19 protein-coding genes are annotated in these 21242 nt (G+C 67.4%); 9 read left to right on the forward strand and 10 right to left on the reverse strand.

The window, feature by feature from the left end; genetic code table 11:
* Positions 1 to 186: 186 nt before the first annotated feature.
* The 3 genes from KDK82_RS04105 (at position 187) to KDK82_RS04115 (ending at position 4331) form a co-directional block, all read left to right on the forward strand.
* A complete protein-coding gene (locus KDK82_RS04105) occupies positions 187 to 690 on the forward strand; it encodes a sigma-70 family RNA polymerase sigma factor (RefSeq protein ID WP_043819287.1) in 504 nt (167 codons plus the stop codon).
* A 10-nt stretch (positions 691 to 700) separates the two neighbouring features.
* Positions 701 to 1708, forward strand: a complete 1008-nt coding sequence (locus KDK82_RS04110) for a FecR domain-containing protein (RefSeq protein ID WP_088164087.1) — start codon at positions 701 to 703, stop codon at positions 1706 to 1708.
* 133 nt (positions 1709 to 1841) lie between these two features.
* Positions 1842 to 4331, forward strand: coding sequence for a TonB-dependent siderophore receptor (locus KDK82_RS04115; protein ID WP_088164088.1), 2490 nt, complete (start codon positions 1842 to 1844; stop codon positions 4329 to 4331).
* A 6-nt stretch (positions 4332 to 4337) separates the two neighbouring features.
* Here the strand turns inward: KDK82_RS04115 and KDK82_RS04120 are convergent, their stop codons facing one another.
* From KDK82_RS04120 to KDK82_RS04130, 3 genes are all read right to left on the reverse strand, one after another.
* Positions 4338 to 5420, reverse strand: a complete 1083-nt coding sequence (locus tag KDK82_RS04120) for a metallophosphoesterase (protein WP_088164089.1) — start codon at positions 5418 to 5420, stop codon at positions 4338 to 4340.
* Between the two features lie 95 nt (positions 5421 to 5515).
* Positions 5516 to 6016, reverse strand: a complete 501-nt coding sequence (locus KDK82_RS04125; RefSeq protein WP_034396210.1) for a dihydrofolate reductase — start codon at positions 6014 to 6016, stop codon at positions 5516 to 5518.
* A 21-nt stretch (positions 6017 to 6037) separates the two neighbouring features.
* Positions 6038 to 6862, reverse strand: coding sequence for a thymidylate synthase (locus KDK82_RS04130; protein WP_012206769.1), 825 nt, complete (start codon positions 6860 to 6862; stop codon positions 6038 to 6040).
* Between the two features lie 175 nt (positions 6863 to 7037).
* Between KDK82_RS04130 and KDK82_RS04135 the strand changes: the two genes are divergently transcribed.
* Positions 7038 to 7622 (forward strand): hypothetical protein, encoded by a 585-nt coding sequence (locus KDK82_RS04135; protein ID WP_034396206.1) that lies wholly within the window; start codon positions 7038 to 7040, stop codon positions 7620 to 7622.
* Between the two features lie 134 nt (positions 7623 to 7756).
* Here KDK82_RS04135 and KDK82_RS04140 read toward each other — a convergent pair whose 3' ends face one another.
* Positions 7757 to 9181 carry an FAD-binding oxidoreductase gene (locus KDK82_RS04140; RefSeq protein ID WP_088164090.1) on the reverse strand — a complete coding sequence of 475 codons (1425 nt, stop codon included), beginning with the start codon at positions 9179 to 9181 and terminating at the stop codon, positions 7757 to 7759.
* 43 nt (positions 9182 to 9224) lie between these two features.
* Positions 9225 to 9623, reverse strand: coding sequence for a DUF2069 domain-containing protein (locus KDK82_RS04145; protein WP_016451330.1), 399 nt, complete (start codon positions 9621 to 9623; stop codon positions 9225 to 9227).
* A 107-nt stretch (positions 9624 to 9730) separates the two neighbouring features.
* Here KDK82_RS04145 and KDK82_RS04150 point away from each other — a divergent pair, with 107 nt between their 5' ends.
* Positions 9731 to 11077: a YihY family inner membrane protein gene (locus KDK82_RS04150; RefSeq protein ID WP_013801433.1), complete on the forward strand. Its 1347-nt coding sequence runs from the start codon at positions 9731 to 9733 to the stop codon at positions 11075 to 11077.
* A 14-nt stretch (positions 11078 to 11091) separates the two neighbouring features.
* Here KDK82_RS04150 and KDK82_RS04155 read toward each other — a convergent pair whose 3' ends face one another.
* Positions 11092 to 11445: a DUF962 domain-containing protein gene (locus tag KDK82_RS04155; protein WP_012206764.1), complete on the reverse strand. Its 354-nt coding sequence runs from the start codon at positions 11443 to 11445 to the stop codon at positions 11092 to 11094.
* Positions 11446 to 11663: 218 nt separating this feature from the next.
* Between KDK82_RS04155 and KDK82_RS04165 the strand changes: the two genes are divergently transcribed.
* The gene (locus KDK82_RS04165) at positions 11664 to 12491 is read left to right on the forward strand and encodes an alpha/beta fold hydrolase (RefSeq protein ID WP_063325378.1); all 828 of its coding nucleotides are present in this window, start codon (positions 11664 to 11666) and stop codon (positions 12489 to 12491) included.
* Between the two features lie 13 nt (positions 12492 to 12504).
* Here KDK82_RS04165 and KDK82_RS04170 read toward each other — a convergent pair whose 3' ends face one another.
* Positions 12505 to 14937, reverse strand: coding sequence for an acetamidase/formamidase family protein (locus tag KDK82_RS04170; protein ID WP_088164092.1), 2433 nt, complete (start codon positions 14935 to 14937; stop codon positions 12505 to 12507).
* A gap of 160 nt (positions 14938 to 15097) precedes the next feature.
* Between KDK82_RS04170 and KDK82_RS04175 the strand changes: the two genes are divergently transcribed.
* Entirely contained in the window at positions 15098 to 16573 is a 1476-nt protein-coding gene (locus KDK82_RS04175; RefSeq protein ID WP_088164093.1) for an acetamidase/formamidase family protein, read from the forward strand.
* A 36-nt stretch (positions 16574 to 16609) separates the two neighbouring features.
* On the opposite strand, the gene KDK82_RS04180 is transcribed toward KDK82_RS04175, so the two are convergent.
* Complete coding sequence (locus KDK82_RS04180) at positions 16610 to 17419, reverse strand: alpha/beta fold hydrolase (protein WP_088164094.1); 810 nt, start codon at positions 17417 to 17419, stop codon at positions 16610 to 16612.
* Between the two features lie 22 nt (positions 17420 to 17441).
* Complete coding sequence (locus tag KDK82_RS04185) at positions 17442 to 18740, reverse strand: O-acetylhomoserine aminocarboxypropyltransferase (protein ID WP_012206759.1); 1299 nt, start codon at positions 18738 to 18740, stop codon at positions 17442 to 17444.
* 106 nt (positions 18741 to 18846) lie between these two features.
* Here KDK82_RS04185 and KDK82_RS04190 point away from each other — a divergent pair, with 106 nt between their 5' ends.
* Positions 18847 to 19299: a CBS domain-containing protein gene (locus tag KDK82_RS04190; protein WP_012206758.1), complete on the forward strand. Its 453-nt coding sequence runs from the start codon at positions 18847 to 18849 to the stop codon at positions 19297 to 19299.
* Positions 19300 to 19445: 146 nt separating this feature from the next.
* Here the strand turns inward: KDK82_RS04190 and KDK82_RS04195 are convergent, their stop codons facing one another.
* Positions 19446 to 20018, reverse strand: coding sequence for a helix-turn-helix domain-containing protein (locus KDK82_RS04195; RefSeq protein WP_256974393.1), 573 nt, complete (start codon positions 20016 to 20018; stop codon positions 19446 to 19448).
* 124 nt (positions 20019 to 20142) lie between these two features.
* On the opposite strand from KDK82_RS04195, the gene aroC reads away from it, so the two are divergent.
* Positions 20143 to 21240 (forward strand): chorismate synthase, encoded by a 1098-nt coding sequence (aroC, locus tag KDK82_RS04200; RefSeq protein ID WP_088164095.1) that lies wholly within the window; start codon positions 20143 to 20145, stop codon positions 21238 to 21240.
* Positions 21241 to 21242 lie beyond the last annotated feature (2 nt).

Consider the following 21242-nt stretch of genomic DNA (forward strand, 5'->3'; position numbering starts at 1 on the left):
GCTGCGCGCCTTCCCCCTGAAGGGGGACGACATCCTCGGTGCGAGGCGGCTCTTCCTCGGTGTCTCTGGTTCTGGAGCGCGCCGGTTTGCGAAGGGGAGGGCATCAAGGCCTAATCCTTATAGAATGAGAATCTTTCTCATTCATGTGGCGCACGCCTGCACGTGCTGCCGCACCAGGAGCCTGTCTTGCCCGCCGCCCCCGCCGCTTTGCACCAAGAGGTCGATACGCTGTACCGCGTCCACCATGGCTGGCTCCAGGGCTGGCTGCGGCGGCGATTGGGCAATTCCACGGAGGCCGCCGATCTGGCGCAGGACACTTTCATGCGCCTGCTCACGCGCAGCGAGCCCATTGCCGCACGCGAGCCGCGTGCCTTTCTGACCACGGTGGCGCAGGGCGTGGTGGCCAATTTCATGCGGCGCAGGCAGATCGAAGAGGCGTACCTGGCCACGCTGGCGCATTTGCCCGAGCCGCAGGTGCCGGGCCCCGAGACGCGCGCCATCCTGCTGGAGACGCTGGTCGAGCTGGACCGCCGCCTGGACACGCTGGCACCCCCCGTGCGCCGTGCCTTCCTGCTGTCGCAGCTCGACGGCATGAAGCAGGCCGACATCGCGGCCGAGCTGCAGCTGTCGCTGGCCACCGTGCAGCGCCATATCGCCAAGGCCGCGCACTGCTGCTTCTTCGGCGGCTGAGCGCCAGCCCATGACCGAATTCCGCCACGCATCCACCGGCCTGCCCGTTTTTGAAGGCCCACCCGTTTCAGAAGCCGTGAGCCTGCAGGCCGTGCAATGGCTGGTGGCCCTGCAGGCCTGCGATGCCGGCGAGGACACGCAGGCCTCATGGCGGCGCTGGCGTGCCGATCATCCCGACCATGAGCGCGCCTGGCGGCACATCGAGGCCTGCGGCCTGCACCTGCGCGATCTGCCCGCACCGCTGGCGCATGGGGCGCTGCAGCCGCGCCGCAGCCATGCGCGCGGCCGGCGCCAGGCCATGAAGCTGCTGGCCCTGGCCGCGTTCACGGGCAGCAGCGCCTGGTGGATACAAGGCGGCGATTGGCGCGAATGGTCGGCCGACCACCGCACGGCCACCGGCGAGCGCCAGGCACTGACCCTGGCCGATGGCACGCGCATCCACCTCAACACGGCCAGCGCCATCGATGTGCGCTTTGACGCCAGCCAGCGCCTGCTGCGGCTGCTGGGCGGCGAGGTGCTGGTCACCACGGCCAGCGACCCGCATGCCCGCCCCTTTCTGGTTGAAACCGCGCAAGGGCGGCTGCGTGCGCTGGGCACGCGCTTTGCGGTGCGCCAGCGCGATGGCGCCAGCCATGTGGCCGTCTATGAGGACGCGGTCGAGGTACGGCCGGCCGACGCCCCGCAGGCCGTGCGCATTCTGGCCGCGGGCGAGCAGGCCGGCTTTGACCGCCTTGCCGTGGACGTGCCCCAGCCCGCCGACGAACTGGCCGCCGCCTGGAGCACAGGCCTGCTGGCCGCGCGGGACATGCCGCTGACCGACTTCATTGCCGAGCTGGCGCGCCACCGCAGGGGCCGCCTGGCCTGCGATCCCGCGCTCGCCTCGCTGCGCGTCTCGGGCATGTATCCGCTGGACGATACCGACCGCGTGCTCGACATGCTGGTGCGCACCCAGCCCATCGAGCTCACCGGCTTTGGCCGCTACTGGCTGACCGTGCGCGCCCGGCAGAGCAGGACATGAGCCAAGACAGGCTGGATGGTTGTTGTTGCGAATTGTTGCAATTTGATCGATGCCTGGACCCGTTGGCATGAGGTGTTTTCTTTTCTCGCGTGGCAAGTCCTGAAGAAGCCACTTTTCAGGGAAGAGATATTTCATGGTCCAACGACTTGCTCACACTGCGGCACCGGCCTTCCGGCGCCATTCGCTGGCACTGGCTGCCAGCACCACGCTGGCGCTGTGCGCCGTCAGCGCAGCCCTTGCGCCGCAAACCGCGCAGGCCCAGGCCCAGTCACCCTCCGAAGTGCGCAGCTACGCCATACCGGCAGGCCCGCTGGAGGGCGCGCTGGCCCGCTTCGCCCAGGAAAGCCGGGTCATGCTGTCGTACACGGCGGCCGACATCACGGGCAGGCGCAGCGCGGGCCTGAGTGGAAACCATGCAGCGCCTGCGGCGCTGGATGCGCTGCTGGCCGGCACGGGGCTGGCTGCCCATGCGCAGCCCAATGGCGGCTATGCGCTGCGCCCCTTGCCCGAGGTGCGCACATCGCGCGGCCAGGCCGCCGCTGGGGCAGAGGCGGGCCTGCCGGCCGTCATGGTGACCGACACGCGCATCCGTGACGGCATCACCGAAGGCTCGGACTCCTACACCAGCGGCACGGTCACGCTGGGCAAGACCGCGCAGGCGCTCAAGGACATTCCGCAATCGGTCAGCGTGCTCACGCGCCAGCGCATGGATGACCAGGGCATGACCAACCTGCCCGACGCCATCCACAACGCCACCGGCATGGTGGCCGTGCAGGGCGTGGGCGCGGGCCTGGCCATCAATGCGCGCGGCTTTGCGGTGGACTCGCTGCAGTACGACGGCCTGCCGTTCACGCGCAATACATACAGCCTGGGCAACTGGGAGCAGGAGTCGCTGGTGTTCTATGACCGCGTGGAGATCCTGCGCGGCGCGGCTGGCCTGCTGCAGGGTGCGGGCAGCCCCGGCGGCGCGATCAACCTGGTGCGCAAGCGCCCGGGCCGCGAGCGCTCCGTGGTCTTCACGGGCAAGCTCGGCTCCCATGACCACTACGGCCTGCAGATGGATGCGAGCACGCCGCTCAATGCGGAAGGCACGCTGCGCGGCCGCGTGGTGCTGGACGGGGACTACAGCCACGGGTTCACCGAATACACGCGCGACCGCACGCGCAACATCTACGCGGCGCTGGACTACGACATCAGCGCCAGCACCACGGTGGGCCTGGCCGTGGGGCAGCGCCACAGCCGCTCGCGCCCCATGATCGTGGGCCTGCCGCGCTTTGCCGACGGCAGCGACATCGGCCTGCCGCGCTCCACCTACACAGGCGCCATGTGGAACCGCGCAGGCAATGACCAGAACATGCTGTTCGCCGACCTGGAACACCGCTTCAATGCGGACTGGCGCTTCAAGATGGTGGGCATGGCCATGAACGAGAAGAACACCAACGTGCACCAGCGTGCCGTGGGCCCCATCAAGCCCGATGGCAGTGGCATGAGCTACGGCGATTTCGGCGTGGACTTCAACAACCAGCAGCGCGGCCTGGACATGTCGCTGTCGGGCCGCTTCAAGGCGCTGGGCATGGAGCAGGAAGTGCTGCTGGGCGCCAACTACGCTGGCTACACCACCAGCGACCGCTTCGTGCGCGCCTGGACCGCGGGCGGCAACATCTTCGATATAGACCACAACCGCCCCTGGCAGGACATGGAAAGCATCGCCGCGCGTGGCGCGGATGTGCGCAGCAATTACGACATCACGCAAAAGGGCCTGTACGGCACCTGGCGTGTCAGGCCCACGCAGGCGCTCACGCTGATCGCCGGGGGTCGCCTGGGCTGGTATGACTTCGCCTACCGTGCGCAATCGGGCGATTCTTCCACCAGCAAGACCACGGGGCGTTTCATCCCCTACGCGGGTGCCGTCTATGCGCTCAACGACAACTGGTCGCTGTACAGCAGCTACTCCACCGTCTTCGAGCCGCAGACCGCGCGCACGGTGCAGGGCGACCTCATCAAGCCGGTGCAGGGCCGCAACTACGAGGCCGGCATCAAGGGAGAGATGGCCGACGGCCGCCTGAACATGGCATTGGCCGTGTTCCGCTACGAGCACAAAAACCGCGCCGTCAACGACTACGACAGCGGCTTTGCATGTGATGACTGGTACTGCTCGCGCTCCTCTGGCAAGGTGCGCAGCCAGGGCCTGGAGGCCGAGATCTCCGGCAAGGTCGCCACAGGCCTGGAACTGGCGGCCGGCTACACCTACAACACCACGCGCTACCTGTCCGACCCCGACTACCAGGGCCAGATCTTCAACACCTGGACGCCCCGGCACATGCTGCGCCTGTGGGGCAGCTACCGCCTGCCGGGCGAGCTGGGCCGCTGGACGGTGGGCACGGGCGTGAATGCACAGACCGACACCCTCAGCTCCGACCGAGCCTTCCGCCTGGCAGGCTTTGCGCTGTGGAATGCACGCGTGGCCTACCAGGTCTCGCCCGAGCTGAGCGTGGCGCTCAACGTCAGCAACCTGCTGGACAAGCGCTACTACGTGCCTTCTTACAACACGGTGTCGGGCAACAACTACTACGGTGCGCCCAGGTCGCTGTTGCTGACGCTGCGCTACGCGCCGCGGATCTAGCGCGTGTTATGCGGCAGCGGCTGCCGCAACGCCAAACTCCTCGCTGTCCGCCTGGGCGCCGTCGTCGAACACCAGGCGGCGCTCCGGCCAGCGCATGGCGGCAAGCTTGAAGCGCTGCTGCGGGTCCTCGCCGGCCAGGCGGGCGTTCCAGCGGCCGCCGACCGAGTAGTCCACGCAGAACACATTGCCGCGCCGGCCATGCCAGGACAGCGGACCGGTCTGGCCGAACAGGTTCTCGGCCTGGGCGCCATGGAAGGACGGGCCGCCCCGGTTCAGGCGCCGCCAGTAGTGGCCCACGACCACGGCCTGGGCATCCTCATATTCGTTCCACCAGGCCACGCGCTCGACGAAGCGCCACTTGCCGCCCGCGTAGAAGGGATTGCGGCATTCGCGCTCCACGCCCGAGGTCAGCACCTTCAGCGGATTGACCATGGCCTTGGCCAGTTCGCTCTCGCTGTGCGCGGGCAGGAAGGGCGGCAGCCAGTTGCGGTCTTCCAGGTCATGCGGCCATTGCTGGCGTTCGGCACGCATGCGCTCGGCCACCTTGTTGACCTGGGCCTGCTGGGCGGCCAGGGCCTCGTAGTGGTCATAGGCGCTGCGTGCGCTGCCCAGCGGCAGCTCGCGCGCCATGGCGATCTGCTGCGGGCGCCAGGCCGCGTGGACCACGCGCAGGTCCTCGCGCTCCATGGCGATGGGCAGGCGTTCCAGCAGGGCCAGGGTGTCAGGGATATCGCACAGCGGCATGCGCGCGAACGGCGCGTACTTGGGCGTATCGGAGGCCACGCGGCTGTCGAAGAACCAGCCGGAGCCGTCCTTGGCATCCTCGCGCAGCAGGTTGATTTCGTGGTTGCCGAGCACGGCCAGCGCATGGCCCGACTCCAGCATGGGCACGACGCGGGCGAGCACGCCCGGGCTGTCGGGCCCCCGGTCGCAGAAGTCGCCGACGAAGACCAGGCGCCGACCCTGGGGATGGCGGCCCAGCGCGTCGTAGCGCAGGTGCCCCAGCAGCTGGTCCAGCGCCTCGGACTCTCCATGGATGTCGCCGACGATGTCGAGCGGACCGGGGGGCAAGGGCTGGACGAGGCTCATGGCGAAGAGGCGCGAAAGACGGCGAAGGCGTGGAAAAACGACATTATTTGCACAGACCCGCCGCGCCCGCCAGCCCCGTGTGCGACAGGGGTATGTCAGCGTCGTTGCAGGCGCACAAAGCTGTAGGGCAGCCCGTTGGCGGCCACATGGCGGCTGCGTGACGCTTCCTGCCACTCGGGGCCGAGCGTGGGGGCGAAGGCATCGCCTTCGTAGTCGCGCTCTATCTCGGTCACCTCGATGCTGTCGGCCAGCGGCAGGGCCTGGGCGTAGATCTGGGCACCGCCCATGACCCAGACGTCGGCCGATGCCTGGAGGCCCAGCGCCATGGCCTGCTCCAGGCTGGTGGCATGCAGCACGCCGGGGGCGGCCGGCTCGGGCGCCCAGTCCGCCTGGCGCGTGACCACGATGTTGGTGCGCCCGGGCAGCGGCCTGAAGCGGGCCGGCAGCGAGTCCCAGGTCTTGCGGCCCATGACCACGGCCGAGCCCTGGGTCAATTGCTTGAAGTGCGCCAGGTCCTCGGGCAGGTGCCAGGGCATGGCATTGTCCTTGCCGATGACGCCGTTGGCGGCGCGTGCGTAGATGAGATGGATGGCCATCGGGCGGGTCTTTCTGCAGCCTCAGACGGCCACGGGGGCCTTGATGGGCTCGTGGTGCTGGTAGCCGACGACCTCGAAGTCCTCGTACTCGTAGCCGAAGATGGAGTCGGGCCGGCGCTTGATCTGCAGCGTCGGGTAGGCGAAGGGCTGGCGCGCCAGCTGGGTCTCGACCTGGGCGAAGTGGTTGTTGTAGATATGGCAGTCGCCGCCGGTCCAGACGAAGTCGCCCACCTGCAGGTCGCATTGCTGGGCCAGCATGTGGGTCAGCAGCGCGTAGCTGGCGATGTTGAAGGGAACACCCAGGAAGATGTCCGCGCTGCGCTGGTACAGCTGGCAACTGAGCTTGCCGTCGGCCACATAGAACTGGAAGAAGGCGTGGCAGGGCATGAGCGCCATCTGCGGCAGGTCGGCCACGTTCCAGGCGCTGACGATGATGCGGCGGCTGTCCGGGTTGCTCTTGAGCTGCTTGACCACTTCGGCGATCTGGTCGATGTGGCCGCCGTCCGGCGTGGGCCAGTTGCGCCATTGCACGCCGTAGACCGGACCCAGGTCGCCGTCCTCGCGTGCCCATTCGTTCCAGATGGTGCAGCCGCGCTCCTGCAGCCAGCGCACGTTGCTGTCGCCGCGCAGGAACCACAGCAGTTCCAGGATGATGGATTTGAGGTGCACCTTCTTGGTGGTGACCAGCGGAAAGCCTTCGGACAGATCGAAGCGCATCTGGTGCCCGAACACGCTGCGCGTACCCGTTCCGGTACGGTCGGTCTTGGACACGCCATGTTCGTAGACATGGCGCATGAAATCTTCGTACTGTGAGCGGGCAGGGCGGGGCGCGGCAGTCATGTTCATGGCGGGGATTATCCCTTGATGAATACGGCGCCTTGTCCGACGGTATCCATGCCCCTCGAAACAAGGTTTGCAACCCCGGGTGCGAAAATGACTGCCGACGGGCGCCGGTGTCTTGCCTGGGCTTTCACACCGGCGCCATGGTTTTTTCGCATCCGCTTTGACAAGGAGCTTGCGCATGTCTTCCATGCTCTCCCCCTGGCAGGCCGGAATCGCACTGGGTGCCGCCATGCTGGCGCTGACAGCCTGTGATCCGCGCTCTCCCACCGTTCCCACTCCCAAGGCCGTGCAGTCCGTGGCACTCGATGTGGCCGCGCCCGCGCCCGCATTGACGCTGAACTTTCCCGAGCGCACGCGCCTGCCGTCCACGGCCAAGGCTGGCGAGCCCGGCCTGGACAGCCTGGCCGAGTACCTGGGCAAGTACCCCTATGACGGCACCAACTACCTGGAGCAAGGCGTGCTGGCCGAGCGGCTCAAGGCGCTGCTGGGCACCAGCTACCCGACCCTGCTGAGCAATATGCGCACCGTGGGCCCTCTGACCAAGGAAGGCGATGTGTGGAGCATCGTCGGCCTGCGCCCCCACCAGGGCGGCGAGGAGATGGGAGCCATCGTGATCGATCCCGCGCGCAACGCACTGCGCGTGTGGCTGCTGACCGATGGCAAGCAGACCGACTTCTCCGACGCGGCCGGTGCCGACATCGCCTGGCCCAGCCAGGTGCAGAAGTCCTTTGCCGTGGTCGAGAGCAACAAGCCCGCTTCCTGATCTGCGCCTGGCCGCACCGGGCCGCACCGGGCCGCACCTGGCCGAGTTTGGCCGCACCTGACGGCGTTTGAATGCAAGAACGGGCAGCGCCGCGCTGCAGCCCTGCCCGTTCCTGAAAAGCCGGCGCTGCCGGATCAGGCGCGCGCCAGGATGCAGCCGGGATTCATCAGGCCTTGAGGATCCAATGCCTGCTTGATGGCGCGCATCATGCCCAGGGCCACGGGCGACTGGTACTTTTCCAGCTTGTCCACCTTGAGCGCGCCCACGCCGTGCTCGGCAGAGAACGAGCCGCCGAATTCGGCCACGGCCTCGTAGACCAGGTGGTTGACCAGGTGCTCGCGCTCATTGAGGAAGGCCTTGGCGTCGCCGCCCACGGGCGCCTGCACGTTGTAGTGCAGGTTGCCGTCGCCCAGGTGGCCGAAGTTGACCAGGCGCACACCCGGGATCTCGCGCTGCAGCACGGCATCGGTGTGCTCGACGAAGGCGGGAATGCGCGATGCCGCAATGGAGATGTCGTGCTTGATGTTCAGGCCTTCCTCGGCCTGGGCCAGCGGAATGCTTTCGCGGATGTGCCACAGCTCATGGGCCTGCGACAGGCTTTCGGCCACCACGGCGTCGAGCACGCAGCCGTCCTCGAAGGCCAGCTCCAGCAGCGCCTCGAAACGCTCGCGCGCATGCTGCTCGGACTCGCTGTCCGAGTTCTCGACCAGCACGTAATAGGGCGGCGCGCCGTCCAGGCCCGCAAAGGGCACGCGCAGCTGGGGCATGTGCTTGATCACCAGGGACAGCGCGAACTGGCCCATGACCTCGAAGCCCGTCAGCCCCGCGCCCAGGTGCCTGTGCGCCATGCCCAGCAGGCGCACGGCCGCTTCCATGGAGGGCACCGCTGCAAAGGCCGTGAGCTGGGCCGCAGGCTGGGGGAACAGCTTCATGGTGGCGGCGGTGATGATGCCCAGCGTGCCTTCGCTGCCGATGAACAGGTCGCGCAGGTCGTAGCCGGTGTTGTCCTTGCGCAGGCCCTTGAGGCCGTCCCAGATCTCGCCCTGCGGCGTGACCACCTCCAGGCCCAGGCACAGCTCTCGCGTGTTGCCGTAGCGCACCACCTGGGTGCCGCCGGCGTTCGTGCCCAGATTGCCGCCAATGGTGCAGCTGCCTTCGGCGGCCAGCGACAGCGGGAACAGCAGGCCCTCTTTCTCGGCAAGCTCCTGCAGGCTTTGCAGGATGCAGCCGGCCTCGACGGTGAAGCTCAGGTTGTCGCGGTCGATGTGGCGCACGGCATTCAGGCGCGTGAGGCTGAGCACGACCTGCGTGCCGCTGTCGTCCGGCGTGGATCCGACCGACAGGCCGGTGTTGCCGCCCTGGGGAATGATGCTGGTGCCTGCGGCCGCGCATTCGCGCACCACGGCGGCCACCTCGGCCGTGCTGGCCGGGCGCACCACGGCCAGGGACTTGCCGCGCACGCGGCGGCGCCAGTCCTGTTCATAGGCGACGAGGTCGCCCTCGGTGAGGACATGGGCTTCGCCGACGATCTGGCGCAGGCGTTCAAGCAGTGCAGTCATGTTGCAACTTCTTTCAAAGACGTGAAGGCATGAAAACGGGGACTCAGCCGCCGGCCGCCTGGGCCGCGCGGCGCGCGCTGCGCTGGCGCCAGCGCACATGCAGGGCGCAGGCGGTGAACAGCATCAGGCACAGGAAAACTTCGAGCAGCGCCAGCCAGCGGCCGGGCGCCGGGTCGCTCCAGGCGCGCACGACGCCCTCGGTGAAATAGATCCACACCAGCAGGCTGACCCAGCGGTAGGTATACATGCGGTGCTTGAGCAGGCCGATCAGCGGAATCGCCAGCGGAAGGGCCTTGAGCACCAGCCAGGAGCCCCCTGGCCGCATGGGCGCCAGCCACAGTTCCCAGGCCAGGCTCAGCACGATCAGGCCCATGAGGCTGGAGACCGCCAGCCAGCGGGTGGCGGCGACATCGGCGCCGGGGCGAGAAATGGAATCAGTCATCGGGGTGGCATCATATCGGCCATGGTCTTGTCCTTTGAACATGTGATTGCTTGGATGGTCACGCGCGTTCCCGTTTCAGGCACGCGCGTTGCAGCGGAGATATGGCGATGAGCGGCGGCCCCGGGCAGGAGCCTGCCGGTGGCCTGGAGGACGGTGCCGTTGCACTGCCCGCGCCCGAACAGGAGCGCAGCCTTTCGCTGATGGAGCGGCCCGAGCCGGTGGTGCCCCCATCCTGGCGCGAACGCCTGCGCTGCTTTCCCTGGCGCAATACCGCGCACACGCTGCGCGAACGCTTTCGCGAGGACCGGCTGGGCGTCACCGCCAGCAGCCTGACCTTCACCACGGTGCTGGCCCTGGTGCCGTTCTTCACGGTGGCGCTGGCGCTGTTCACGGCGTTTCCCATCTTCTCGCGCGTGCAGATCGTGCTGGAGCGCTGGCTGATCGACAGCCTGATCCCCGAGACCATTGCGCGCCAGGTGCTGGGCTATCTGACGCAGTTCGCCTCCAAGGCCAGCCAGCTGGGCATGGCCGGTTTTTCCATTCTGGTGATCACGGCGGTGGCGCTGATCCTCACCATAGACCGCACGCTCAACAACATCTGGCGCGTGCGCCAGCTGCGGCCGCTGGGCCAGCGCGTGCTGATCTACTGGGCCGCGATCACGCTGGGCCCCCTGGTGCTGGGCCTGAGCCTGGTGCTGTCGTCCTATGTGATGTCGGCCTCGCGCGGGCTGGTCAATGCGCTGCCCGAAGGCTTGCGCTTCATCTTCGATTCCATCGAGTACCTGGCGCTGGCCGCTGGCATGGCGGGCCTGTACCACTACGTGCCCAATACGGCGGTGCGCTGGCGCCATGCCTGGGTGGGCGGCCTGTTCGTGGCCACCTGCATGGAGCTGGCGAAGAAGGCGCTGGGCCTGTATCTGGCCTCGGTGCCTACCTATTCGGTCATCTACGGCACCTTTGCCACCTTGCCGATCCTGCTGATCTGGATCTACATGGCCTGGATCATCGTGCTGCTGGGCGCCGTGGTCACCGCGTATCTGCCCATCGTCATGGCCGGCGTGCAGCGCATGCCCGGACAGCAGGGCTGGCAGTTCGAGATGGCCGTGGAAATCCTGCAGTACCTGGAGCAGGAGCGCGAGTCGCCCGCCAAGGGCCTGTATGCCAGCGATCTGGCACGCCGCCTGCATGTGGACTGGCAGCAGATCGATCCGGTGCTGCAGGCGCTGTCCGTGCTCGACTGGGTGGGAACGGTGCAGGCGCCAGGCGTCGCAGCGGGCAGCGAGGGCACCGAGCCCCGCTACATGCTGCTGGTGGACCCGCAACACACGCCCTTGGCACCCCTGGTCGAACGCCTGCTGCTGGCGCCTTCGGCGGCCGTGCAGCCGCTGTGGGAGCGCACGGGCCTGGCGGGCATGACGCTGGCCAGCCTGCTGGAGAGCCGGCCCCGGCCGTAGTGCCCGGCGCGGTGCTAGAGCGCAATGCGTCCGGTGAGGATGTCGCGCCACATCACCCAGTCGCCGCGAAAGCTGTACAGCGGGCGCTTGAAGCTGGCGGGCCGGTTTTTCTCGAAGCCGAAGTGCCCTATCCAGGCAAAGCCGTAGCCGAACAGCAGGCCGCCGAGCAGGAACCAGAAATTGCCGGTCAGGAACAGCGCGAACAGGCACAGCAGCGCCAGCGTGGAGCCGACGAAGTGCAGGCGCCGGCAGGTACGGTTGCTGTGTTCCTGAAGGTAGAACGGATAGAACTCGGCAAAGCTCTTGAACTGGCGCGGGTCCACGGCAGCCTGTGCGGCGCCGGGCAGGGGAGCGGAAGCGTGTGACATGGCAGGCCTTCGCGTGCATGGGGTGGCTTCAACTTATACGCCGCTGCCTGGCCTTTCACCATCGGAGGAACCCGCGCGCCCGGGTTCGCAAAAGCTGCCCCGAGAGAGACAAAAGCTGCCGCATTCCGCCCAGCGCGTCGCCACGGTGTCGCCCTCTGGCGGCATGCAGGCGCATGATGTCTGCCGGGCCGGCGCCGACCGGCATGGAGTTTTTTTCGATGCCTTCCTCGTGCATGACCGACATCCCCGCATCCTTGAACGAAATCCGCATTCCCACACCGCAGGGCAGCATCTACGTCAGGCGCTGGCAGGCGCCGGCGGCCGGCGAAGGCGAGCAAGGCCCGGCGCGCGCGCCCATCGTGCTGCTGCACGACTCGCTGGGCTCGGTGGCGCTGTGGCGCGATTTCCCGCAGCAGCTGGCCGAGGCCACGCGCCGCGATGTGCTGGCCTACGACCGGCTGGGCTTTGGCCAGTCCGATCCCTATCCGGGCACGCTGGGGCCGGGCTTTGTGGCCCGGGAGGCAGAGACCGTGTTCCCGGCGGTGCACCAGGGGCTGGGCCTTGAGGATTTCATTGTGCTGGGCCACAGCGTGGGCGGCGGCATGGCCGCCATGGTGGCGGCCCGATATGGCGCGCAGTGCAAGGCGGTGGTCACGGAGTCCGCCCAGGCCTTTGTGGAAGATCGCACCTTGCAGGGCATTCGTGCGGCCCAACAGGATTTCGCCCGGCCCGGCCAGCTGGCGCGCCTGGAGAAATACCACGGCGACAAGGCGGCCTGGGTGCTGTCTGCCTGGGTCGATACCTGGCTGTCCCCGCCTTTTGCCGACTACCGGCTGGACGAGGCGCTGGAGCGCGTGCGCTGCCCGGTGCTGGCCATCCATGGAGAGCTCGACGAGTTCGGCTCCCTGGTCCACCCCGAGCGCATCCGCGACCGCGCCAGCGGCCCGGTGGAGGTGGAGATCGTGGCCGGTGGCGGCCACGTTCCCCACCGCGAGCAGCCCGAGCGCATCGCCCAGCGCATCGCCCGCTTTCTGGCACGGGTCTGATCCCGGGTGGGCTTCATTGGCCACCCTGGGCGGACGCCGAGAGTTCCGGCGGAAACAGCGTCTTCTTGATCACGGCGTGCACGCCCCAGTTGCCGTCCACCACCTGCGTCACGGCGAAGTCCACGGCCACGGAGATCAGCGATACGGCTTCGTCCTCGTCCAGCCCGTGGGCCAGCATCAGATAGCGCCTTGCCTTGTGGAAGGCGTCACGCATGGCGCCTTCCAGCGATGACTTGCGATAGACCTGGGACTGCGCCTGGCTGCCCAGTTCGGCCAGGTGGTCGGTGAAGCTGAAGCCCTGTATCACCCATTCGGAGCCGGTCTCCAGGAAAGGGTGGTCCAGCTCTGCAAGGAAGCGGTTGTCCAGCGCGGCGCGCTTGTGCACCCGCAGCTCGAAGCTGCCGGTCAGCGAACATTCGATGGCCGTGCCGCACAGTTCCGAGTCGCCTTGGGATGCATGCGGGTCTCCCACCGAAAACAGCGCGCCTGGCACCGATACGGGCAGGAAGAGCGTCGCGCCCTTGCCGGCGCGCCAATTGTCCAGGTTGCCGCCGAAGTAGCTCGGCGGTATGGAGTCGATCAGGCCGGCCTCTCGCGGTGCCACGGCCAGCATGCCGAAATGCGGACGCAGCGGCACGCGTGCCTTGTCCAGCACACCAAAGCGCCGGGTGATGGTGGCGGGGTCCACGGGCACGCCCGGGTAGTCGATGGTCGGATGGACCACGCCGAACGGGTCGGTCTGCGGCGTCCAGCGGTAGTTGTAGACAGCGCGGGCCGTGGGCTCCTCGGGCAGTGCGTGGTCGATTTCGTAGATGGTGACCACTTCGCGCTGGCGGGGCTCCGTGATCTGGTCGCGGTAGTGAAAGCCCCACCAGGCGGCGGCGTTGCTGCCGAAGACACGGCCGTGGTGGGCGGGGCTGCAGCTGGGGCGTGGCTGCACATCGAGGATGCGTATCTCCAGCAGGTCGCCGGGTTCGGCCTCATGCACATAGACGGGGCCGGTGCAGATGTGCACGCCGAAGCCCTCGCCCGCGCCGCGGCCGTAGATCGAGGCGTCCATCGGCCCCGCGCCGCGCCGGTCCACGGCCTTCTGGGCTGCGGTCCAGTGGAACACGCTTTCGGCGCCCGGATCGCCCTCGATCATGCGTTCCCAGTCGTCCGAGGCATGCTGGGTCAGCGTCTCCATGGTCACCACGTCACCCGAGCGCACCGAAAGCACGGGCTTGAGTGAACGGCTCAGGTAGCCCCAGTGCACGGTCTTGTCGGAGACCGGCAGGTAGTAATGCTGGGGCGACGCACCGCCATTGTCTGCGTGCGCCGAGCGCTTGGGCACAAGGGCCAGCGCCTGGGCGTAGCGTGCATGGTCGCGCAGCAGGGCCTGGAACGGGCTGTGTGCCAGGCGCGCTGCGGCCGGTTCTGCACCCTGCGCAGCGCTCTCGGCGGGCGAGGGGCGGCCGCGCTGGCCGGGCGGCGCATCCTGCACGCGCGCCGGACTGGCGCGATAGGCCTTGGGGGACAGACCATAGCGGGCCGTGAAGGCTCGGCTGAAGTTGGCGGCATCGCCAAAGCCCCAGCGAAAGCACAGCTCGGCAATGGAGAAATGCTGCAGCGAGCGGTTGCTCAGGTCCATGCGGCAGCGCTCCAGCCGTCGTTCGCGCAGGTAGGTGCTGAAGCTGGTGGCCGCCCCCTTGAACAGCTTTTGCAGATAGCGCGTGGACAGCCCCTCGGCGTCGGCGATGGCATCGATGGACAGCTCGGCATCGCCCAGCCGGGTTTCGATGGCGCGGCAGATGCGGCGCAGATGGCCAAGCTGCACGGCGCTGGGCGGCTCTGTCGTCTCGGCCTGTTCCTGGTCGGGGTTGCCGGCGCGCGGTGTCAGGCAGGTGACCAGCATGTCGGTGAGCGTGGCCTCCACCGACAGCAGATCGTCCTGTGCCAGTGTGTCGATCTGCTCTGCCAGTGAGGCCGCCATCGCCATGCACATGGCCCCCACGCCGCCTGTCCCGCCGATGTGCCTGGCCTCGGGCGGGCACGAGCGCAGCAGGCGCAGCAGAAAGCTCGAGGACTCCAGCCGCGCAAGCAGCAGGCGGCCGTCGCCGGGCAACTGCAACTGCCAGTCCCGGTCTGACTCCAGCAGCAAGGCCGAGCCGGCCTTGAGCGGGAACGCGGCGTCCTCAATCACCGCATTGGCGCTGCCTTGCAGCAAGGCGCACAGCAGCAGTCCCGGGCCGCGCAGCCGCTTGGCCACGGCCTGCAACGTCAGCGGCGAGGTGGCCAGCGTGATGAACACCGATCCCAGTGGCGAGCTGCGCAGCGCCAGGTGGGTGGCCGGTGGCGTGGGCGCTTCGCCATGGATGTCTGCCCTGGACAGCGCCTCATTGAGCGCAGCCTGCCGCAAGGCATCGGGAAATGCGTGGGTGGAAAAGCGTCTTGGATCGTCGTGCATCAGGGGCGAACTATGAACTGCCGCGTACTGCCTGTCCAAGTCCGGCGCACCGGATGGCAGCCGCGACAAGTTTTTGTGCGCGCAGGAACAACCGGCCTGGACATGCTCGCCTGGACACTGGCGCTGCCGGCACCGATCCACAACAGCAGGAGTATTTTCGATGACCATCCCCTACCAAGAACATATCTGCGGCCCGGGCTGCCAGCACGGTGCTTCGCCAGCCGACGAGAAGCTGATCCGCGAGGAATTCCAGGTTGCACGCCGCTCCTTCCTGCGCGACGCCATGGTGGTCGGTGGCGGCGCGGTCTCGGCCGGCGCCATCAGCGGTGCGATGGCACCGTCCCGGGCCTTTGCCCAGGGCGCGCCTGGCGCCCGGGCCGGCCAGGGCATGGCCAGCCACTACTACATTCCCGCCTCTGCCAGCACCGTGCTCTGGGGCTACTTCAGCAGATCGGCCAAGCCGGTGGTCGAAGTCGAATCGGGTGACTACGTGACCGTGGAGACGCTGACCCACCACGCCAATGACGATGCCGAACGCATGGTCCGGGGCGACCCTGGCGCCGAGAGCGTGTTCCACTGGGACAGCCAGCGCAAGAACGTCGATCGCCGGGGCGCCGGTCCCATGGATGCCAAGAATGGCGCAGGCGGAGGCCAGGGCGTGCACATCTGCACGGGGCCGGTACGCATCAAGGGCGCCCAGCCCGGCGATGTGCTGGAAGTGCGCATCATTGATGTGGTGCCACGCCCCTCGGGCAACCCGCAGTTCAAGGGCCGGACCTTCGGCAGCAATGCGGCGGCGAACTGGGGCTTTCACTATGGCGACACGCTCACCGAGCCCCGAAAGCGCGAGGTGGTCACCATCTACGAGGTGGATGCGACCGGCGAGCGCAACTGGGCCCGCGCCGTCTACAACTACCGCTGGACGCCGCAGACCGACCCCTTCGGCGTGGTCCACCCGACCATCGACTATCCGGGCGTGCCCGTGGACCACCGCACGATCAGCAAGAACGAAAACGTGCTGCGCAATATCCGCGTTCCCGTGCGCCCGCACTTCGGCACCATCGGCGTGGCGCCGGCCGAGGTGGAGATGGCCAGCTCCATTCCGCCCAACCACACGGGCGGCAACATCGACAACTGGCGCATCGGCAAGGGGGCGACCATGTATTTCCCCGTGGCCGTGCCAGGGGCCAACTTCACCGTGGGCGATCCGCATGCCTCGCAGGGGGACTCCGAGCTGTGCGGCACGGCCATCGAGTGCTCGCTGACCGGCACCTTCCAGCTGGTCCTGCACAAGAAGGCGGACCTGCCTGGAACGCCGCTGGCCGAACTGGCCTATCCGCTGCTCGAAACCCAGGACGAATGGCTGCTGCACGGCTTCAGCTACGCCAACTACCTGGCGGAGCTGGGGCCTGATGCGCAAAACCAGATCTTCAAGAAGTCTTCCGTGGACCTGGCGCTGCGCGACGCCTATCACAAGATGCGCCACTTCCTCATGACCACCCAGGGATTGGGAGAGGACGAGGCCATCTCGCTGATGTCGATTGCCGTGGACTTCGGCATCACCCAGGTGGTGGATGGCAACTGGGGCGTGCACGCGCTCGTGAAAAAGAGCATCTTCCCCGCGCGCGGCGCGTGAGTGCGTCCGGGCCCTGCGGGCAGGACCCGGCCGGGCTCAGCGCACCAGGAAATCCCGGATGGCGAACAGCGTCTGGTCGGGCGCCTCGGTCATCTGGTTGTGGCCGCTGGGCAGGTGCACGATGCTGACCTGGCGCTGCGCGCCCCGGGCCGCCTCGATCAGGCCCTTGGCGGCCTTGGGCGGCGTCATCTGGTCCTGCTCGCCCAGGGCGAACAGGACCGGACATTGCAGCGCCGCCATGGCCGCCTCGCCGCCCGCGTAGCTGTCGCAGGCCTTGAAGCCGGTGTGCAGCAGGTTGGTGCGGTCATTGCTGGCCAGCACGCGCCGGCCCAGCGCCATGCCGGCGCCGAATACCCAGCTGCCTGCGCCGCTGGGTGGCGCCAGCGTGGCGCGCGAGAACACGTTCACCATGCGGATGGCCTGCTCTGGCGTGCTCAGTGCGGAGTCCAGCAGTGCGGGCGAGACCTTCATCGGATAGGCCGTGCCCACCAGCACCAGGTGGCTGACGCGCGCGCCCAGCCGGGCGGCCGCTTCCATGGCGATCAGGCTGCCCCAGCTGTGGCCTACCAGCGCGGCCTTCCCGATGCCTGCCGCATCCATGAGCTGGCCGATGAAATCCGCCGCTGCCTCCACGCTGGCGGGCGCGTCACCCGCGCTGCGGCAGTGGCCGGGCAGGTCTATGGCCAGCACGTTCCAGCCGTGGTTGGCCAGGTAGCGGCTTTGCAGGGCCCAGACGCTGTGGTCGCACAGCACGCCGTGGATGAGGATGGCCGTGGGCTGGGCGGGGTTGAAGGCCTTGCCGCCGGTATAGGCGTAGATAGCGTGGCCCTGAACATCGATCTTCATTGTTGGTGTCTCCCTTGTCGGCTCACGCTGCCTTTTCAGCGGCCTTGAGGGCGCGCTTGAGGTCATCGATCAGGTCGTCGGCATCCTCCAGTCCGATGGACAGGCGTATCGTGCCCTGGCCGATGCCGGCCTGGGCCAGTGCTTCGTCGCTCATGCGGAAATGCGTGGTGCTGGCCGGATGGATCACCAGGCTGCGGCAGTCGCCCACGTTGGCCAGGTGGCTGAAGACCTTGAGCGTCTCGATGAACTTGCGCCCCTGGTTGCGGTTGCCCTTGATGTCGAAACTGAACACCGAGCCCGCGCCGCGCGGCAGCAGCTTCTTTGCCAGTTGGTGCGAGGGATGGGTCTCCAGCAGCGGGTGGCCCACGCGGCCCACCAGCGGATGGCTGGCCAGGAATTGCACCACCTTCTCGGTATTGCGGATGTGGCGCTCCATGCGCAGCGGCAGCGTCTCTATGCCCTGCAGGATCAGCCAGGCCGTATGCGGGCTCATGCAGGCGCCGAAGTCGCGCAGGCCTTCGCGGCGGGCGCGCAGCAGGAAGGCGCCGGTGCTGCTTTCCTCGCTGAACACCATGTTGTGGAAACCGTCGTAGGGCTCGGTCAGCTCCGGGAAGCGCCCCGACTTTTCCCAGTCGAAGCTGCCGCCATCCACCACGATGCCGCCGACCACGGTGCCGTGGCCCGACAGGAATTTGGTGGCCGAGTGGTAGACGATGTCCGCGCCATGCTCCAGCGGCTTCATCAGCCAGGGCGAGGTCAGCGTGGAGTCCACCAGCAGCGGCACGCCGGCCTCATGTGCGATGGCGCTGATGGTGGGAATGTCCAGCACGTCCAGGCCCGGGTTGCCCACGGTCTCGCCGAAGAACAGCTTGGTGTTGGGGCGCACCGCGGCGCGCCAGCCGTCGATGTCGCCGGGCTTGACGAAGGTGGTTTCTATGCCGAAGCGCGCCAGCGTGTAGTGCAGCAGGTTCTGCGAGCCGCCGTACAGCGCTGTGCTGGCCACGATATGGCTGCCCGCGCCCATGAGCGTGGCCACCGACAGGTGCAGCGCCGCCTGCCCACTGGCCACGGCGATGGCGCCTACGCCGCCTTCCAGGGCCGAGACGCGCTGCTCCAGCACGGCGTTCGTGGGATTGGAGATGCGGCTGTAGACGTGCCCTGGGCGCTCCAGGTTGAACAGCGAGGCCGCATGGTCGCTGGACTCGAACACGAACGAGGTCGTGAGGTGGATGGGCGTCGCGCGCGCTCCGGTGGCGGGGTCGGGCTGTGCGCCCGCGTGCAGCGCCAGGGTGTCAAAGCCGGGGTCCGAGTAGCCGGGCATTCCTGTCTCCATGGTTGTCAAGGCAAGCGGGCATTGTGGGCTATATTTCCTGTCAGACACGGGCTTGCCGCAACCACGGCGACACAGACAAATTTGGAGATACGGCATGAAAGTAAGTGACATCCTGCGCGTCAAGGGCAACACCCTCTACACGGTGTCGCCGGACGAAAGCCTGGCCAGCGCGGTGCAGGTGATGTCGGAGCGCGATATCGGCTCCCTCGTGGTCATGGAGCATGGCGACGTGGTCGGCATGCTGACCTTCCGCGAAGTGATCCAGGGCTTCGTCAAGCACGGCGGGGTGGGTGAGACGCTGGTGCGCTCGGCCATGGACGACGCTCCCATGACCTGCACCATGGAAACCGACATGGACGAGGTGCGCCGCATGATGCTGGACCGCCACGCACGCTACATGCCGGTGATGGACAAGCGCATGCTGATGGGCGTGATCAGCCTGTACGACGTGGCCAAGGCCGTGGTGGACAGCCAGAACTTCGAGAACCGCATGCTCAAGGCCTACATCCGCGACTGGCCCGAGGGCGAGCGCCAGGGCGCGGACTGATCATCGGGGCGATATCGACCTTTCGATCGTTTCACCTTGGGTAGCAAGGCCTCCGAACGCAAAATGCGGCGGAGGCCTTTGTCTTTGTGCGCAGGGCGCAAAGCAGACAGTCGCGTGAACAGCGAATGGATGGGCAGCAGGACCTGTCAGTGCACGCGGCGGCGTTTGGGCTTGAGCAAGGCGCTGGGCGGCACGTCATAGGCCTGTCTGAAGACACGGCTGAAGTGCGAGAAGCTGGTGAAGCCGCAAGCCAGTGCCACATCGGTCACGCGCCGCGCATTGTCTGCCCGAAGCAGCAGGTGCGCCTGGGCCAGCCGTTCGTTCCAGAGCCAGCGGCTCGGGGTCAGCCCTTCGGTGGCAAACAGCCGCGCCAGGCTGCGCAGCGACATGCCCATGTCCCGAGCCACCTGCAAGGGCTTGAGCTCGGGGTCGTCGAGCCGGGCCCGCATGTACTGCTTGGCCTGGGCAAGCCTATTGCGGGTTCTGAAATCGCCAGGGCTGGACGATGTCAGCAGTACATTCAGCAGCGAGGGGCGAAGGTCCTGCTCCTCGTCCTTGGGCTGAAGGCCAGGCGATGCCGGTGGAGTGCTGCCCGCATGGTCGCCGTGATCCTGGATTTGCGTTGAGTCGTAAGAGGCCTGCATTTCACGAACCTCCCGCAGTTTGCGGCTGGTGCCAGCGTGGTGATTCGCAGGCGGTTGAAAAAGGATGGATTGCAATTTTAACTATGAATATTTGCAATCCGATAGCTATTTTTATTCTCGCTGGGCGATGGCTGCCTGCGCAATGCACCGCCGCCGCGGGCACGGCGCTTGCGGGCTACCCGGGCATAATCGTCGGCCTATGAGCGGCAACACCTTCGGCACCCTATTCACTGTCACCAACTTCGGCGAATCGCATGGCCCGGCCATAGGCTGCGTCATCGACGGCTGTCCGCCCGGCATGGCGCTGAACGAAGCGGATATCCAGCAAGAACTGGATCGCCGCCGCCCCGGCACCAGCAAGTTCGTGACCCAGCGCAACGAGCCCGATGCGGTGGAAATCCTCTCGGGCGTCTACGAAGGCCGCACCACGGGCACGCCGATCGCGCTGCTGATCCGCAATACCGACCAGCGCAGCAAGGACTACTCCAACATTGCGCAGAGCTTTCGTCCCGGCCATGCCGACTACGCCTACTTCCAGAAATACGGCATCCGTGATCCGCGCGGCGGCGGCCGTTCCTCGGCACGGCTGACGGCCCCTACGGTGGCCGCTGGTGCCGTGGCCAGGAAGTGGCTCAAGGAAAAGTTCGGCACCGAGTTCCGCGCCTGCATGACCCAGGTGGGCGAGCTGTCGCTGCCCTTCGAGAGCTGGGAGCATGTGCGCAACAACCCCTTCTTTGCGCCGGTGGCCGATGTGTCCCAATACGAGGAATACATGGATGCGCTGCGCAAGTCGGGCGACTCCTGCGGCGCTGCGCTGCGTGTGCAGGCCAGCGGCATGCCGGTGGGCCTGGGCCAGCCGCTGTATGACCGCCTGGATGCCGATATCGCCTACGCCATGATGGGCCTGAACGCGGTCAAGGCCGTGGAGATCGGTGCGGGTTTCGACAGTGTGGTCCAGCGCGGCACCACGCACGGCGACTCGCTGAGTCCCGAAGGCTTTCGCAGCAACAACGCCGGTGGCATCGTCGGCGGCATCAGCACGGGCCAGGACCTGGAAGTGCGCATAGGCATCAAGCCCACCAGTTCCATCATCACGCCGCGCGAATCCATCGACGTGCAGGGCCAGAGCACCGAGGTCATCACCAAGGGCCGCCACGACCCCTGCGTCGGCATCCGCGCAGCGCCCATCGCCGAGGCGCTGCTGGCCCTGGTGGTGATGGACCATGCGCTGCGCCACCGTGCCCAGTGCGGTGACGTGGATTCGGGCCTGGCTCCCATCCCTGCCGCCGCGCCCTGAAA

It is taken from the genome of Delftia sp. K82 (assembly GCF_002193035.1).
Classification (GTDB): Bacteria; Pseudomonadota; Gammaproteobacteria; order Burkholderiales; family Burkholderiaceae_C; genus Comamonas; species Comamonas acidovorans.

Bases quoted from the DNA above. Each gene is read 5' to 3' on its own strand.
- KDK82_RS04110 (WP_088164087.1), top strand. From the start codon at position 701: ATGACCGAATTCCGCCACGCATCCACCGGCCTGCCCGTTTTTGAAGGC.
- KDK82_RS04115 (WP_088164088.1), top strand. From the start codon at position 1,842: ATGGTCCAACGACTTGCTCACACTGCGGCACCGGCCTTCCGGCGCCAT.
- KDK82_RS04120 (WP_088164089.1), bottom strand. From the start codon at position 5,420: ATGAGCCTCGTCCAGCCCTTGCCCCCCGGTCCGCTCGACATCGTCGGC.
- KDK82_RS04125 (WP_034396210.1), bottom strand. From the start codon at position 6,016: ATGGCCATCCATCTCATCTACGCACGCGCCGCCAACGGCGTCATCGGC.
- KDK82_RS04130 (WP_012206769.1), bottom strand. From the start codon at position 6,862: ATGAACATGACTGCCGCGCCCCGCCCTGCCCGCTCACAGTACGAAGAT.
- KDK82_RS04135 (WP_034396206.1), top strand. From the start codon at position 7,038: ATGTCTTCCATGCTCTCCCCCTGGCAGGCCGGAATCGCACTGGGTGCC.
- KDK82_RS04140 (WP_088164090.1), bottom strand. From the start codon at position 9,181: ATGACTGCACTGCTTGAACGCCTGCGCCAGATCGTCGGCGAAGCCCAT.
- KDK82_RS04145 (WP_016451330.1), bottom strand. From the start codon at position 9,623: ATGACTGATTCCATTTCTCGCCCCGGCGCCGATGTCGCCGCCACCCGC.
- KDK82_RS04150 (WP_013801433.1), top strand. From the start codon at position 9,731: ATGAGCGGCGGCCCCGGGCAGGAGCCTGCCGGTGGCCTGGAGGACGGT.
- KDK82_RS04155 (WP_012206764.1), bottom strand. From the start codon at position 11,445: ATGTCACACGCTTCCGCTCCCCTGCCCGGCGCCGCACAGGCTGCCGTG.
- KDK82_RS04165 (WP_063325378.1), top strand. From the start codon at position 11,664: ATGCCTTCCTCGTGCATGACCGACATCCCCGCATCCTTGAACGAAATC.
- KDK82_RS04170 (WP_088164092.1), bottom strand. From the start codon at position 14,937: ATGCACGACGATCCAAGACGCTTTTCCACCCACGCATTTCCCGATGCC.
- KDK82_RS04175 (WP_088164093.1), top strand. From the start codon at position 15,098: ATGACCATCCCCTACCAAGAACATATCTGCGGCCCGGGCTGCCAGCAC.
- KDK82_RS04180 (WP_088164094.1), bottom strand. From the start codon at position 17,419: ATGAAGATCGATGTTCAGGGCCACGCTATCTACGCCTATACCGGCGGC.
- KDK82_RS04185 (WP_012206759.1), bottom strand. From the start codon at position 18,740: ATGCCCGGCTACTCGGACCCCGGCTTTGACACCCTGGCGCTGCACGCG.
- KDK82_RS04190 (WP_012206758.1), top strand. From the start codon at position 18,847: ATGAAAGTAAGTGACATCCTGCGCGTCAAGGGCAACACCCTCTACACG.
- aroC (WP_088164095.1), top strand. From the start codon at position 20,143: ATGAGCGGCAACACCTTCGGCACCCTATTCACTGTCACCAACTTCGGC.